This window comes from Hymenobacter puniceus (assembly GCF_014333525.1).
Classification (GTDB): domain Bacteria; phylum Bacteroidota; class Bacteroidia; order Cytophagales; family Hymenobacteraceae; genus Hymenobacter.
In genome coordinates this window covers 231,731-246,967 of record NZ_JACSCX010000002.1, presented here as the reverse complement: position 1 = coordinate 246,967, position 15,237 = coordinate 231,731, and the positions used below count along the sequence as shown (strand labels likewise).

Sequence of the window (15,237 nt, the reverse complement as noted above, 5' to 3'; positions counted from 1 at the left end):
TGAGCGTTGAAGGTAGCGGCACTATGTGCGCATGGAAACAGAATGACAGCAGAGAGCGGCTACACGTTGTAGCCCTAAAGCCGGTAAGCTGCAGCTGGGGCACCGGACATCTTATCGAGGACCAGAAAACCAGCCGACAGAGCAGGCAGAGCATGACGCAGAAACCCGGGAAGCAGCAGGCGCAGCAAGTGGAAGGAGTACTACAGACACTTTGCCCTCGAAGCCCACGGCCAACCAACAGCCCATCCGCAAGAGCAAGAAACCAGTGCCTGTGAGGCGTATTCCGGCAAGCCGATTGGCAGCAAACCTGTAGCTTGCAGACTCCTTTCTATGTGTACTTTATGGCAGCCCTACCTAATCCTTCCGATTTACAACCTTTACTCGATGCCCTGCAGTTTTCGCCCGAAAACGTGCCGCTGCGCCGCCACGTAGCCGGCCTGCTGCGCCAAATGGGCCGCTTTGCTGAGGCTGAAGACCATTACCGCCTGGGGCTGCGCCAGGCCCCCGACGACGAGGAGTTGCAGCTGGGTTTGGCTGAAACCTATGCGGCGCTGCAAAAGACTTCGGCGGCGCTGGTGGTGCTGGAAGAAGTGCTGCGCGCCCACCCCAACCACGCCCGCGCCCACTTGCTACATGCCCGCGTACTGGCCCGCGCCGGCGGCCCACCCGACGAGGCCCGCGCCGCCTACCAGCAGGCCCTGCAGCTGGACAGCACCCTCCGCGACACGGCTCTGGATGAACAGCTAGGGTTGCGCCCGGCAGCCCAGCCCGCTGGTGGTGGCGCCCCTGCCGACTACAACGCCACCCACATATCAGACCAAGGCCTGGATGAGCGGGCTTTATTTGCAGGTCTGGAAAAGCCGAAGATTACGTTTCAGGACGTGGGCGGCATGGAGGCGGTGAAAGAGGAAATTGGGATGAAGATGATTCAGCCTCTGCTGCACCCCGACCTGTACAAAGCCTACGGCAAGGCCGCGGGCGGCGGGCTGCTGCTGTATGGCCCGCCCGGCTGCGGCAAAACCTACCTGGCCCGCGCCACGGCCGGCGAGGTGCAGGCCTCGTTCATCCACGTGGGCATCAGCGACATTCTGGACATGTGGATGGGCCAGAGCGAGAAAAAGCTGCACGAGCTGTTTGAGCTGGCCCGCGTGCAGGCACCTTGCGTGCTGTTTTTTGATGAGGTAGATGCCCTAGCCGCTAACCGCCACGACCTACGCCAGAGCGCCGGCCGCACCCTCATCAACCAGTTTCTGGAGGAGCTGGACGGGGCCCGCAGCTCCAACGACGGCGTGCTGATTCTGGCCGCCACCAACGCGCCCTGGCAGCTTGACCCCGCCTTCCGCCGCCCCGGCCGCTTCGACCGAATTGTGCTGGTGACGCCCCCCGATGAGCCCGCCCGCGTGGCTATTCTGGAGGTGTTACTGCGCGGCAAACCCGTAGCCGCCGACCTGCGCCTACCCGCCTTAGCTGCGCAAACGGCCGGCCTCTCCGGCGCCGACCTGCAGGCTGTAGTGGACACGGCCGTGGAAGCGTGTTTGCGTGAGTCGATGAAAGCCGGCCAGGTGCGGCCAGTGCAGCAGAGCCACTTGCTGGCCGCCGCCAAGCAGGTGCGCCCCAGCACCAAGGAGTGGTTTGCCACCGCCAAAAACTATGCGCTGTACTCCAACGAAGGTGGCACCTACGACGATATCCTGACCTATCTGGGCATCAAGAAATAAGTATTGCCATGAAGCCCGATACACCGGCAGCACGGTGGCAAAGCGCAGTACAGAATCTGCTGGACATACACCGGCCCGAGCAAGCCGAGCAGCTGGTTCGGCAGCAGCTGGCGCGCAATCCGCAGGATGTATTTGCGCACATCCTGCTCAGCTTTGCCTTATACCAACAAAATCAGCTGGAAAGGGCACGCGAAACGGCACAGCAGGCGTTGGCCCTGAACCCGGCCGCCAGTGAGGCATTTTACGTGCTGTTTCTGGTAGAAGACCAGGCCGGGCAAGGGCCCGCCCGGGCCAAGGCGCTACAGGAAGCTCTCCGCCTGCAGCCCCTCAACCCCAAATACCTGGCAGCCCAGGCGCAGCTGTATCTACACCAAACCCAGCCAGCTGCGGCCCAGCTGGCGGCCGCGCGGGGCCTCGCCCAGAATCCGGCCCACGCTGGTTGCCTGATAGCCCTTGCTGATGCGCTGCACGAGTTGCAGCGCTGGCCGGAGCTGGCGCCGGTGCTGCAGCAGCTGGTAGCGGCGCATCCTAACCTGCCCAAGGCGCACCAGCTGCTGGGCCGCGAGGCAATGCGCCAGCAGCAGTACGCAGCTGCTCAGGTGCATTATCAGGAAGTACTGCGCCTAGCCCCCACCGATGCCACGGCCCTCCAAGGTGCCAGTCAGGCAATTCGCCGCCAACTCTGGATTGGTCGGGCAGCCGTATGGCTGGACAACTACCTGACGTTCATTTCAGAAGGAACCAAGCAAGGCAAGCTAAAGGCGTGGGGTTACTTTCTGCTGATTCTGATTCCGCTTAGTTTGCTGTGCATCCCGATTCTGCTGTTCATGGGGTTTGAGGCCGTGTACTGGCGCCTGCACCCGCAGGTGCGGCACCTGCGCAACCGCCCCGACCAGACCCTTCCGTACGTTCAGCAAACGTTCTGGCGGTACGGGCCGGTGGTGGCTTTTACGCTGCTGCTGCTGGCTTGGCTCACGGCCGTTTTCTGGTTGTTGGTGTGGCTGGGCGTCCCGGAAAGCAGCCTGGGCCCAGGCCTCACGGGCGGACTTACTACGGTGGCTATGGCCATCTGGGCGGCCTTCAAGCAAGCTTCTGAGCAGCCTTTGCCCGCAAAGTCGCCCCTGCTGCGGGTGTTGGCCGCTGGGCTCACGCTGGCCGTTGGTATTGCGTGTGTGAGCTGGCCGGCCACCTGGCCCTATGGGCCGCTGGGGGTTCTGGGGCTGACCAGCTGGGTTGGGGTTCTGGCTTTCCGCCGGGCCCGGGCAGCGGCGCAGTAGCTGCCCCTTTTGCTTTCTCTATCATGTATTCAATGGATAACCCTCAGCTGCGCCGGATTCAGGTCTTGCTGCGCCAACTGCGCCCCGATCCGGCCGAAACAGAAGCCCGGCGGCAATTGGCCTGTTTTCCGGAATCCAGCCAACTGCAGGCGTTGCTGGGGCTAAGCCTGATTCGCCAGCACAAACCGGCCGAAAGCCGCCCGCCCGCCGAGCGGGCCGTGGCGTTGGACGCGCAGAACGACTTTGCCTTTTACGTGCTCAGCCTCGCCTGCCTGCAGAGCGGGCAGCTGCCGCAAGCCGCCCTGCATATTGCCACGGCCCTGCAGCTGCAGCCCACCGTGCCCGGCTACCATCTCCTGCAGGGCTCCGTAGCCTTTGCCGAAGGCCGGGTGGAAGCCGCCTTGGCTGCCGCCGACCAGGGTCTGCACTTGCATCCGCAGCACGTGCAATGCCTCAATCTCCGGGGGCGGGCCCTGTCCAGGCTCGAAGGGGGAGCCGACTGGCAGCCGGAGTACCAGCAGGCACTGCGCGAAGCGCCTCTGTTTGCTCCTACCCACATCAATCTGGGGTTCAGCTACCTGGAGCACGCTCACTTTCAGCGGGCCGAAGACCATTTTCTGCAGGCGTTGGCCCTCGATCCAAACTCGCAAGAAGCCCGGGCAGGAGTGGTATCGACGGCGGTGTCACGGGCGGGCCTTGCGCCACAGCCCAAGATGCCCAAACCTTGGTTTATCAAAGACAAGCGGGCAGGTTTTTTCTTAATTTTCCCGTTTGTGCTCATGTTTCTGGTGATGTTTTACGCTGCGCTAGAAGATGTGGCAGCGGCAACATTGCGACAATATGCACCACCAGTAGTAGCCGGGGCACTCCTGCTGTTTCTCTTGCCTGCTCTGTTGGTTGCCAGCTTCAAAACGTTGTACCTGAGCTGGCAGCTGCTGCGGCCTGCCACCCGCCACGTGCTGCCGCCCCCGCTGCGCCAGATGCTGGCAGTGGAAGCCGGGGCCATTGTGGCGTTCTACATAACACTCGCCGCCTTGCTACTGCCTGCTACAACTGTCATAGCTTGGGTATTGGTGGCAGGTAGCTTTGCGGCGGTAGCGCTGGCCAGGCAAACGCTTAGTACCGTACAAGGCCGTCACGCTGGCTACCTATATGGCACTATTTTGCTGTTGCTGTCAGCAGGGCTGACGGCATTTCAGCTGGAGTATGGCCTCGACAACCGGGCGTTCATGCTCTGGTTCAGCCTGAGCACATGGCTGTATCTGCTGGCTTTCTCCTATCTCGAATAATGGCTCTTTTGAGCATCAAGAATTGATATGAACTCCATCCAGAATATCAGCCGCGTACAGTTACTGCTGCAGCATAAGCGCCCCCAGGAGGCCGAGCAGGAAGCCCGCCGTCAGCTGCGCGACGACCCCGATAACAGCTTTCTGCACTGTTTGCTGGCTCTGGCGTTGATGGAGCTGGCCCGGTTGCCCGAGGCTCAGGCGGAAGCCCAGCAGGCCATTCACCTCGACCCCGAAAACAGCTTTGCCTTCTACGTGCTGAGTGCCACCCTGCAGCGCCAGCACGAGCTGCCGGCGGCTCTGCAGGCAATTGAAGAAGCCTTGGCCCTTGATCCTGAGGATGCCGACTACCAGCATGTGCTAGGCCAGCTGCGGTTTCAGCAGGGCCAACTGCACGCCGCACTGCGCGCTGCCGAAGCAGGCCTCCAGGCCGACCCGACCCACGTCGACTGCCTGGGTTTGCGGGCCCGCTGCCTGGCCCGCCTCGGCCGCCGCAACGAAGCCGCCGCCGACCTCGACGAAGCCCTGCGCCACAGCCCCACCGACGCCGGCACCCACGCCGACCTGGGCTGGGTAGCGCTGGAGCGCGGCCGCGCCAAGGAAGCCGCCGGCCACTTTCGCGAAGCCCTGCGCCTCAACCCCACCTCCGACTACGCCCGCGAAGGCCTGGTTTCGGCCCTGAAAGCCCGCTTCTGGCTCTACAATGGCTTCTACCGCTTCATGGTCTGGACCCAGACGCTGAGTCCCGGTATGCGGCAGGGTTTGTTTATTGGGCTGTTTCTACTCTCACGGGTGGTGCCGGGGCTGCTGCCGCTGTACCTGGTGCTGGTGTACATGAGCTGGTTTGCCGAGCCCCTGTTCAACTCGCTGCTGCGCTTCAACCGCTACGGCCGCTTTGCCCTCAGCGAGGAAGATACCCGGTACTCCAACCAGTTTCTGGCGCTGCTGGTGAGCGGCCTGGCGCTGCTGGGAGCAGGCTACTACGCTAAAATCAGTTCGCTTACGACGGCTGGCCTAGTGGCGCTGGGGCTGCTCTTCCCGCTGGTAGGTACGCAACGGGAGTGGCACCCGAAACGACGGCAACAGTCGAAGTGGTTTGGCTGGGGGCTGGCAGCCGTGGGCGCGCTGGCCATCAGTTTCGATGCGCTGGCCCTGCCAGGTGAGGGGCCGCTGTTCCTGACGTTCATGGGCGGCACACTGGCGTACGTGTGGGTGAGAGGTTTGCGGAGCTAGACGCTGCAACCGTTGAAAAAAAAGACCGTCATGCTGAGCTTGTTGAAGCATCTCTACCGCTTCGTTTCCCGGCTGTAGAGACGCACTAGTTGGAGTCTCGTCGTTGCTGACGTTGAGCTGTTCGAGCGAGCCTAACGGCGCGGACGATGAGACGCGAAGTGTCGCGTCTCTACAACCATTCGGACAGCCTAACATCAGCAACGACGAGACTTCAACTAGTGCGTCTCTACACCGTTCTCACTGCTACCCGTTTGCCCGGCCCAGCACGTTGTCCAGGTACTTCTGCGCCGAACCGGTATTGAGCAGCAGGATTTGCTCCTCGGGCTGGATCTGGCCGGTGTGCAGCAGGTGCAGGGCCGCGCTCCAAAGCGCCCCGCCTTCGGGGGCTACGAACAGACCTTCCATATGGCTTAGCTCACGCATACCGGCCAGCATCTGCTCGTCGGTGATGGCCAGAGCCAGGCCGTTGGACTCATCCAGCACGTTCAGCATCAGGGCTTCGCCCAACGGCCTGGGCACGGCCAGGCCGTTGGCAATGGAGGGCTGGCCCACGTAGGCGTGACAGTTTGCCTGACGGCCGGCGCGCGTTTCTACCAGTGGGCAGCAGCTGGCAGCCTGCACGGCTATCATGCGGGGCAGCCGGGCGTTGCGGGGCAGCCAGCCCAGCTCCTGCATTTCGCGCAGCGCCTTCCAGATGCCGATAAGGCCGGTGCCGCCGCCGGCCGGGTACAGCAGCACGTCGGGCAGCGTCCAGTTCAGCTGTTCGGCCAGCTCATAGCCCATGGTTTTCTTGCCTTCCAGGCGGTAGGGCTCTTTCAGTGTCGATACGTCGAGCAGCTCGCCAGCGGCGTTCAGCTCCCGCACGCGGGCGGCGCAGTCGTTGATGAGACCATCTACCAGGTGCACCTCGGCCCCGTACCAGTAGCATTCCTCCTTGAAGGCCGTGGGCGTGTGGCGGGGCATCACCACCACGCAGCGCAGGCCGGCGCGGGCACAGTAGGCGGCCAGGGCCACGCCCGCGTTGCCGGCTGTCGGGATGATGCAGCCGGTTACGCCCAGCTCTTTGGCTTTGGACACAGCCATGCTCAGGCCGCGGGCTTTGAATGAGCCGGTGGGGTTCTGGCCTTCATCCTTGAGCAGCAAGCTGCGCAGGCCGTAGCGAGCGGCCAGGCGGGGCAGCGGCAGCAGTGGCGTCCAGCCTTCGCCCAGTGTCACGAGGTTGGCTTCGTCGAGCAGCGGCAGCAGCGCCCGGTAGCGCCACATCGAGTTGTCGGCGGGGTTAATAACGTCGGCGGGGCGCAACTGCTCGGTAAGGTCGTAGCGGGCCAGCAGGGGCTGGGCGCAACAGTCGGATACGCGCTGGAGCGTGAAGGCAGCGTGCGGAGCAGCACAGGCGGCACAGTGCAGCGTGTGAAGGCGGGAAATTGTGGCGGTTTCGATAGTGGTCATAGCAGGGAGTTCAACGCAAAACTCCGGCCTGCTCATGCCATCGGCAAACGTCTTCTTGGAATAGCCTATTCCGGTTTGGAATAACAAATGTGTGAGGTTAGACGGTGTAGAGATGCGACACTTCGCGTCTCGTCGTTGCTGAGGTTGGTCGAATGGCGTGTTTCCGGTCGTTCAACGACGAGACGCGAAGTGTCGCGTCTCTACACCGTTTGGCGTAAACAACGTCAGCGCGCGAGATTCCTCGCAGGCTCGGAATGACGTTCTGATTGTACTGCCGCTGTTACCGCTGCCCGCTCCCATAATACCGGCGCGCGAACTGCACGAAGGTTTTGTAGGGCAGGTTGTTTTCGGTGCCTTTGCGCTGCACGAAATCGAAGTGGCGCACCAGGTTCAGGTCGCGCACGGGCACTTCCACCAGCTCGCCGGCGGTCAGCTCCTTCATCACCGACTGCCGGGGCAGAAAGGCCAGGCAGGTATCCACCCGCACGAAGTTCTTGAGGGCCTCGGTGCCACCCAGGCGCACTTTCACCGGCAAATCGGTGAGGCGGATACCGTGGGCCAGCAACGCCTCTTCCAGCACGGCCAGCGTGCCCGAGCCGGTTTCGCGCAACGCCACGGGTGTGCGACGCAGGTCCTGGGCCTCCAGCTCGCGGCGGTGCAGGGGGTTGCGCGCCGAGCACACGGCCACCACTTCATCGGTGAGCAGCGGCGTGTAAGTAACGTTGCTGACTTTGTGAATGCCCTCGATGATGCCCAGGTCGATTTCGTGCTCCAGCAGCGCCTTGAGGATGTTTTCGGAGTTGCGGTTTTTCAGCGTCAGCTGGGTGTGCGGGTAGCGGCCCAGGTAGGCCGAAAGCACCGGCGGAATCACGTACAGCGAAATAGTGGTGCTGGCCCCTACTACCATCTGCTGGCGCGGCTGAAACTCGGGGCTGAGCTCGGTAAATTCCTGCTCCAGCTCGTGCTGCAGCTGCCGGGCCAGCAGCAGTTTGCGGTACAGCAGCTCGCCGGCGGCCGTAAGTGCCACGGAGTTGCCGAGCCGCTCGAATAGCCCCGTTTTGTAGTGCTCCTCCAGCGCCCGCACCCGCTTGCTCACCGCCGACTGGCTCAGAAACAGCGTCTGCCCTGCCTTGGTGAAGCTCAGCTGCCGGGCAACTTCCAGAAAGACTTCGTGGGCGTGGGAAAGCATAGCCGTGAAGGTACGCGCCCGGCTGATTTTTGGGCGGAGAATGACCGACGCAGGTTACTATAGCTAGAAACTAGTTCCCCTCCTTGGAAAGGAGGGGTTAGGGGTGGTTGATAACCGTTAGGCGGTTTTAGAATTAGCTTCTTGCTGACGTTCTGGCGCGAGGTCAACCACCCCTAACCCCTCCTTGTCCAAGGAGGGGAACTAGACCTAGTACCCTAATTTACTACCCGGATTACAGGGCTGCCCAAACGCACCGCTACCACCCGCGGCTTCGCGTATCTTTACTTTCCTACCAGCCCGCTGCCGCCATGCCGCCCATCACTAGCCTTTCCCAGCTCGACCTCACCAAAACCTACACCTACGCCGATTACCTGACGTGGCGGCTGGAAGAAGTAGTGGAGTTGATCCGGGGCAAAGTGCGCCAGATGAGCCCCGCGCCCCGGGTGATTCACCAGCGGCTTTCGAGTCGCTTTATGGGCATGATTTACGCGCACTTGGCCCACCAATCCTGCGAGGTATTTCACGCGCCCTTCGATGTGCGTCTGACCAAAGCCACACCCAACGGCGACACGCAGATTTCCACCGTCGTGCAGCCCGATATCTGCGTGGTGTGCGACCCTACCAAGCTGGACGAAAAAGGCTGTATCGGCGCACCCGACTGGATTATCGAAATCGTGAGCCCCGGCAACGCCAGCCACGATACCAAAAGCAAGTTCGACCTCTACGAAGAAAACGGCGTGCCGGAATACTGGATTGTATTCCCGGGCGAAAAGACGGTTTCCGTATTCGTGCTGCACGAGGGCCGCTACCAGCCCCACGGCGACTTCTACACGCCCGGCCTCATTCCGGTGCACACGCTGCCGGGGTTTGGTATTGAGTGGGCGGAGGTGTTTGAGGGGGTGTAGCTATAGTCAATAAGCCTTCGATTCTACTTTAGTCTGCCATCTACTAGGCACATACATTCTTATGTAGCCTCTTCTTGACTTAAGGACCATTACTTCTTCATTTAAAAGAAGAATTTCGCTGGTGTCTCCGATGAGGCTTATCTTATTATCCATGAGCTTATATGTGGCAGGATTATACTGTACATCACCAGCAACAGTGTTCATATCAATGATGGTGGTGGAGTCAAGATTCATATAATATCTCAGCTTATTCTTGGCTGCGAATAACAGGGTTGAATAAGGAATACCCCTACGCTTATCATAGTAAGAACGGCCAGACATGATGTCTAGGTTGTATCTATTGAGGCCGTTATTAGAGCACGCACGGTCCCAATATTTACCCTTTCCATTACCTGTCAGAATAGCGTCCCGATTGTCTACGTCAGGCTGATTACAGCTTGTCACAGTAAGCACAGCAAGGGCAAATGACACAGACTTGTTCTTACGAAGAAGCATAAATTCAGACAATAACTATTCCCATCCCAAACCTATACAAAACCTAGCAGAAACGCCGTTTTTCTATACCTTCCGGCGTCTTTCCTAACTCCTCCCTATCCATGCTGTTTCGCTCCTTTTCCCGCCTGCCGCTGCTGGTGTTGCTGGCGGTGCTGTGCGCCTGCTCCAAGTCCGGTTCCGATGCCGGCCAGGACCCCAACGGCGAGGAAATTGACCCGTACCAGAACCTCGTGTTTCAGTTTGCCGATGCCGTGGTGACGCCTGAGCTACAGGACCGCTGGGATACGGTGCAGGTAGTGAGCTTCGAGCCGGCCGTGCGTGGCAAGTTCAAGTGGACGTCGGACCGGGAGCTGATTTTCTCGCCCAGCACGCCGTTTAAGCCCAGCACCAACTTCACGGCCACGCTGCAAAGCTCGGCCCTGCCCGAAGGTAAGCGCAACGCCGAGCTGCCCGAGAACCGTCAGAAATTCCACACGCCCTACCTGGAGCTGCAGGAGCCGCAGGCGTTCTGGGGACGCTCAAGCCGGGCCGCCGGCACCGCCGAGATGCGCGTGGAACTACCTTTCAACTATGCCGTGAAGCCCGCCGACGTGAAGCCGCTGCTGCGCGTGACCCAGGACGGCCAGCCCGTGGCCTTTGAGGTGAGCGGCGAGCCTGGCGAAGTGGTGCGCGTACGCCTCAACCAGCAGGTGCGCCCCGGCACGCCGCTCACGGTGGCGCTGGCCCAGGGCCTGCACGCCGTGGGCAGCGACCAGCCCAGCACCGCCGACTACGAAACCCAGGTAACGGTGCCCGACCCCGAGGCCCTGCAGGTAACTACCATCGAAGGCTCCCTGAAAAACGCCGACCCGATGGTGCTCATCACCACCAACCAACCCATCACGGCCGCCGATTTGCAGAGCTACCTCACCGTGTCGCCGCAGGTAACCTACGAGGTGGAGGAAACGGAAAACGGCGTGCGGCTGAAAGGCGGCTTCGAGGTGGGCCGCACCTACCAGATTGGCGTGAACCAAGGCCTGCGCGGGGCGCTGGGCGGGATGCTCGGGGAGGGCGTAACGCAGTCGGTGAGCTTCTCCGACGAGCGACCCACCATTAGCTTCGGCAGCGCCGAGAAGGCCATGTACCTCGATGCGCTGGGCTCCCGCAACCTGGGCTTGCGCATCAACGAGGTAAACCAGGTGAAGGTGACCATTGCCAAGGTGTACGCCAACAACATTCAGCAGCTGCTGCGCGGCGGCACCCAATATGGCTACCCCGAGTACGACGGCGAGGAAGGCAGCGAGGAGGAAGGCGACGGCGGCGAATACGTGGACCGCTCCTTCCAGTACTACGACGTAGAGAACCTCGGCAACGTGCTCACCGAGCGCACCTACACCGTGTCGGGGCTGCCGAAGGCGCAGGGGCTGCGGCTGCTGAACCTGAATCTGAAGGACCTGGAATTTTCCGGCGGGCTGAAGGGCCTGTACGTGATACGCGTGCAGGACACCGAGCGGCAGTGGCTGCAGGTGAGCAAGCTGGTGGCCGTGTCGGATATTGGCCTGATTATAAAGCAGGGCAAGGCCGGCAGCACGTTGGTGTTTGCCAACTCCATCCGCAACGCCAAGCCGCTTGCCGGCGTGGAGCTGCGCTATATCAGCACCAACAACCAGGTGATGGGCACCGGCATTTCCAACGGCAACGGTGTGGCCCGCTTTGACAGCACCGCCGCCAACGGCCGTTTCAAGCTGGGCATGGTGATGGCCCAGCAGGGCAACGACTTCACCTTCCTCGACCTGAGCCGCAGCCGCGTGGAAACCTCCCGCTTCGAGGTGGGCGGCCTGCAAACCAACGCCGCCCGCTACCAGGCCTTCCTCTACGGCGACCGGGACCTGTACCGCCCCGGCGACACCATCCAGACCAACACGGTATTGCGCACCGACGCCTGGCAGGCCCCGCCCAAGGGGCTGCCAGTGAAAATCCGGCTGCTGCTGCCCACCGGCAAGGAATACGCCAGTCTGCAGAAAACGCTGAACGCGGCCGGCTCCTTCGAGGCCCGCTTTATCCTGCCCCCGGCCGTGATGACCGGCCTCTACACCCTGGAAGTCCTCACCGGCAACGACGTGCTGCTGACTTCGCGCCAGCTCTCGGTGGAGGAATTTATTCCGGACCGCATGAAGGTGACGGTGAAGGCCGACCGCGCAGTGGTGAAGCCCAGCCAGTCGGTTTCGGCCCTGATTACGGCCCAGAATCTGTTTGGCCCCCCGGCCGCTGACCGCAAGTTTGAAGTCGAGTTTTCGCTGAAGGAAAAGGCCTTCAACCCCCAAGGCTACGAGCAGTACACCTTCGCCATCAACAGCGGCGACAAGCGGCGCGGCAGCTATGGCAACCTGGAATCAACGCCTATTTCCGACCGTTTCGAGAAAACCACCCGCGAAGGCACCACCGACGCCGCCGGCCGCGGCACCGCCACCTACGAAGTGCCCGATTACACCGGCCTCGGCATCCTGGAAGGCGCGGCCTTCACCACGGTGTTCGACGAAACCGGCCGCCCCGTAAACCGCCTCGCCACCTTCGAGGTGCAGACCCAGCCGGTACTGTTCGGCATCCGGAGTGCCGATGATTTGGTGAGCACCGGCCAGCCGCTGGCCGTGCAGCTGGCGGCTCTCACGCCGGCCGGCCAGCCCACCACGGCCCAGGCCCGGGTGCAAGTGGTGCGCTTGCTCTGGGAGACGGTGATTGAGCGCCAGGGCGGCCGCTACGTGTACAACTCGCAGAAGCGGGAGGAAGTGGTGCTGAACCGCGTGGTGTCGGTGAAAGGCGCGGGCCAGGATGCCGGCCTGAACTTCACGCCCACCTACTCCGGCGAGTATGAAGTGCGGGTATCAGGCACCGGGGCCGTGACCTACGTGGCCCGGCGCGTGTACGCCTACGGCTACGGCGACACCCAGAGCAACTCCTTCGAGGTAAACAACGAGGGCGAGGTGACCATTGAAGCCGACAAGCCCAAGTACGAGCCCGGCGACGTGGCCCACCTGCTGCTGAAAACGCCCTTCCCCGGCCGCGTACTCGTGACCGTGGAGCGAGACCGGGTGCTCGACCACTTCTACGTGACCACCGACGAAAAATCGGCCAAGGTAGACGTGCCCATCCGCGGCAACCACGTGCCCAACATCTACGTGACGGCCACCGCCATCCGCGACATCAAGGACAACCGCCTGCCGCTGACGGTGGCCCGGGGCTTCGTGCCGCTCACGGTGGAGAAGCCCGGCGCGCGCCTGCAAGTCGCCATCAAAGCCCCCGCCCAAAGCCGCTCCCAGACCGCCCAGACCATCGAAGTGACCACCGCCCCCGGCGCGCAGGTGACGCTGGCCATGGTGGACGAGGGCATTCTGCAGATGAAGGACTACCGCACGCCCGACCCCTACGGCTACTTCTACCAGAAGCGCGCCCTGGAAGTGCAGGCCTACGACGTGTACCCCTTCCTGTTGCCCGAGCTGGGCAGCAGCAGCACCGGTGGCGACGGCTACGACCTCTCGCGCCGCACCACGCCCGTGCCCAACCGCCGCGTGCGCCTGCTCGCCAAATGGAGCGGCGTGCTCACCGCCGACGCCAGCGGCAAGGTGCGCTACAAGCTGCAAATCCCGCAGTTCAGCGGCGCCATCCGCATCATGGCCGTGGCCTACAAGGGAGAAGCATTCGGCTCAGCCGAACACACCATGCGCGTGGCTGACCCGGTAGTTATTTCAACGGCCCTCCCCCGCTTCCTCAGCCCCGGCGACACGATTGACGTGCCCGTAACGCTGACGAATACAACGGGACAAAAAATGGAAGTTTCGGTTCCAACTTTTGACTACGGAGACATGCTGGAACATGTCAATAGTGCAGGGCCAATCAAAGGTGATTTACGAACGAGCATCGTACTACAACCTAATCAGGAGCATAGAATAGTTGGTACCGCTGTTGCCTTAAACAAGATTGGAGCAGGTAAAATATCTGTTGAAGTGCGGACGCTGATTAATGGTGTACGCACGAGAAATCCAAAGGAAATCTTCACCGAAACCATCGAACTACCCATTCGTCCCGCTTCGCCGCTGCAGAAGCGCACGGGTGCGGGCGTGGTGGCGGGCGGCGCGGCCCAGCAGCTAAACCTGCGCACCGACTTCCTGCCTTCCTCCCTGCGAAGCCAGCTGGTGGTGAGCCGCTCGCCCATGACGGAGTTTGCCAAGGATTTGCGCTACCTGCTGCAATACCCCTACGGCTGCCTGGAGCAAACCGTGTCGGCCGCCTTCCCGCAGCTCTACTACGGCGACCTGGCCGCCACCCTGGGCCAGAAGAACGGCAAAACGGGCAAAGCCGGCCTGTTCAACCCTAACTACCACGTGCAGGAAGCCATCCGCAAGGTGGAAGCCCAGCAGATGTACAACGGCAGCCTCAGCTACTGGCCCGGCGGCGACTACGACAACTGGTGGGCCACCGCCTACGCCGCCCATTTCCTGCTGGAAGCCCAACAAGCCGGCTTCGACGTGAACAAGAACGTGCTCGACCGGGTGCTCCGCTACCTGCAGGCCCGCGTCCGCAAGCGCGAAACCGATACCTACAACATCATCCAGACCGGCGGCGTGATTCAGCCCGTGACGCTGGCCAAGAAGGAAATTGCCTACTCGCTCTACGTGCTGGCCCTGGCTGGCCACCCCGATGCCGTGGGCCTGAACTACTACAAAGCCAACCGCAAGCTGCTGCCCGAAGATTCGCGCTGGGTGCTGGCCTGCGCCTTCGCCCTGAGCGGCAACCAGCGCAGCTACCGGGAGTCCCTGCCCACCCGTTTCGGGGTGCAGTCCATAGCCGGCCGCCAGCTCGGCGACTCCTTTTCCTCCCCCATCCGCGACGAGGCGCTGGTGCTCAACGCCCTGCTCGCCGCCGACCCCGCCAACGCCCAGGTAAACGTGCTGGCCCGTCAGCTCAGCCGCCAGGTGAAGCAGGCCGGCTGGCTCAGCACCCAGGAACGCGCTTTTGCGCTGCTGGCCCTGGGCAAGCTGGCCAAAAAGAACGCCGGCAGCACCGTCACGGCCAGTCTGCTGGCCGACGGCAAGGCCATCGGCAACTTCTCGGGCAAGGACCTCACGGTAAGCAACGTGGCCAACCGCAAGCTGGCCCTGCGCACCAGCGGCCGAGGCAGCCTCTACTACTTCTGGGAAACCGAGGGCATCTCGCCCACCGGCCAAATCCGCGAGGAAGACGCTTACCTGCAGGTGCGCCGCCAGTTCCTGAACCGCAACGGCCAGCCCGTAGGCACCAGCTTCCGCCAGAACGATTTGGTGGTGGTCAAAATCACCATCCAGTCGGCGGAAAGTGCGGGTGAAGTCAAGAACGTAGCCATTACCGACCTGCTGCCAGCTGGCCTGGAAATCGAAAACCCGCGCATCGGGGCCGTGCGCGACATCACCTGGGCCACCGACGCCGCCCAACCCGACTACCTCGACGTGCGCGACGACCGAATAAACCTCTTCACCACCGTCACCACGCAACCCAAGTCGTTCTACTATCTCTGCCGCGTCGTTTCCAAAGGCACCTTCAAGCTCGGTCCCGTCAGCGCCGACGCCATGTACAACGCCGAGTACCACTCGTATGCCGGTTATGGTGTGGTGCGGGTGCGGTAGCAGTAGCGCGAACTGTGTAGTTCGCGTCCCCGCGCCGTTCAAACCGTTG

General features: G+C 62.2%; 9 protein-coding genes. 6 read left to right on the top strand and 3 right to left on the bottom strand.

The features are described 5' to 3' along the window. Positions 1-341: 341 nt before the first annotated feature. From H8B14_RS06115 to H8B14_RS06100, 4 genes are read left to right on the top strand one after another with little or no spacing between them, the layout of a single operon-like run. Entirely contained in the window at positions 342-1,718 is a 1,377-nt protein-coding gene (locus H8B14_RS06115) for an ATP-binding protein (RefSeq protein ID WP_187314740.1), read from the top strand. An 8-nt stretch (positions 1,719-1,726) separates the two neighbouring features. Next, a complete protein-coding gene (locus H8B14_RS06110) occupies positions 1,727-2,995 on the top strand; it encodes a tetratricopeptide repeat protein (protein WP_187314739.1) in 1,269 nt (422 codons plus the stop codon). 32 nt (positions 2,996-3,027) lie between these two features. Continuing rightward, positions 3,028-4,284 (top strand): tetratricopeptide repeat protein, encoded by a 1,257-nt coding sequence (locus H8B14_RS06105; RefSeq protein WP_187314738.1) that lies wholly within the window; start codon positions 3,028-3,030, stop codon positions 4,282-4,284. Between the two features lie 27 nt (positions 4,285-4,311). After that, on the top strand, positions 4,312-5,514 hold the full coding sequence (locus H8B14_RS06100; protein WP_187314737.1) for a tetratricopeptide repeat protein: 1,203 nt from the start codon (positions 4,312-4,314) through the stop codon (positions 5,512-5,514). A 243-nt stretch (positions 5,515-5,757) separates the two neighbouring features. Here the strand turns inward: H8B14_RS06100 and H8B14_RS06095 are convergent, their stop codons facing one another. Further along, the gene (locus H8B14_RS06095) at positions 5,758-6,963 is read right to left on the bottom strand and encodes a threonine synthase (protein WP_187314736.1); all 1,206 of its coding nucleotides are present in this window, start codon (positions 6,961-6,963) and stop codon (positions 5,758-5,760) included. 280 nt (positions 6,964-7,243) lie between these two features. Then, positions 7,244-8,152, bottom strand: a complete 909-nt coding sequence (locus H8B14_RS06090; protein WP_187314735.1) for a LysR substrate-binding domain-containing protein — start codon at positions 8,150-8,152, stop codon at positions 7,244-7,246. A gap of 308 nt (positions 8,153-8,460) precedes the next feature. On the opposite strand from H8B14_RS06090, the gene H8B14_RS06085 reads away from it, so the two are divergent. Beyond that, complete coding sequence (locus H8B14_RS06085) at positions 8,461-9,057, top strand: Uma2 family endonuclease (RefSeq protein WP_187314734.1); 597 nt, start codon at positions 8,461-8,463, stop codon at positions 9,055-9,057. Between the two features lie 6 nt (positions 9,058-9,063). Here the strand turns inward: H8B14_RS06085 and H8B14_RS06080 are convergent, their stop codons facing one another. Continuing rightward, complete coding sequence (locus H8B14_RS06080; RefSeq protein ID WP_187314733.1) at positions 9,064-9,378, bottom strand: hypothetical protein; 315 nt, start codon at positions 9,376-9,378, stop codon at positions 9,064-9,066. Between the two features lie 275 nt (positions 9,379-9,653). Here H8B14_RS06080 and H8B14_RS06075 point away from each other — a divergent pair, with 275 nt between their 5' ends. Continuing rightward, the gene (locus tag H8B14_RS06075; protein WP_187314732.1) at positions 9,654-15,188 is read left to right on the top strand and encodes an alpha-2-macroglobulin family protein; all 5,535 of its coding nucleotides are present in this window, start codon (positions 9,654-9,656) and stop codon (positions 15,186-15,188) included. The last annotated feature ends 49 nt before the right edge of the window (positions 15,189-15,237 follow it).

Bases quoted from the DNA above. Each gene is read 5' to 3' on its own strand.
- H8B14_RS06090 (WP_187314735.1), bottom strand. From the start codon at position 8,152: ATGCTTTCCCACGCCCACGAAGTCTTTCTGGAAGTTGCCCGGCAGCTG.
- H8B14_RS06075 (WP_187314732.1), top strand. From the start codon at position 9,654: ATGCTGTTTCGCTCCTTTTCCCGCCTGCCGCTGCTGGTGTTGCTGGCG.
- H8B14_RS06100 (WP_187314737.1), top strand. From the start codon at position 4,312: ATGAACTCCATCCAGAATATCAGCCGCGTACAGTTACTGCTGCAGCAT.
- H8B14_RS06105 (WP_187314738.1), top strand. From the start codon at position 3,028: ATGGATAACCCTCAGCTGCGCCGGATTCAGGTCTTGCTGCGCCAACTG.
- H8B14_RS06110 (WP_187314739.1), top strand. From the start codon at position 1,727: ATGAAGCCCGATACACCGGCAGCACGGTGGCAAAGCGCAGTACAGAAT.
- H8B14_RS06080 (WP_187314733.1), bottom strand. From the start codon at position 9,378: ATGTCTGGCCGTTCTTACTATGATAAGCGTAGGGGTATTCCTTATTCA.
- H8B14_RS06095 (WP_187314736.1), bottom strand. From the start codon at position 6,963: ATGACCACTATCGAAACCGCCACAATTTCCCGCCTTCACACGCTGCAC.
- H8B14_RS06085 (WP_187314734.1), top strand. From the start codon at position 8,461: ATGCCGCCCATCACTAGCCTTTCCCAGCTCGACCTCACCAAAACCTAC.
- H8B14_RS06115 (WP_187314740.1), top strand. From the start codon at position 342: ATGGCAGCCCTACCTAATCCTTCCGATTTACAACCTTTACTCGATGCC.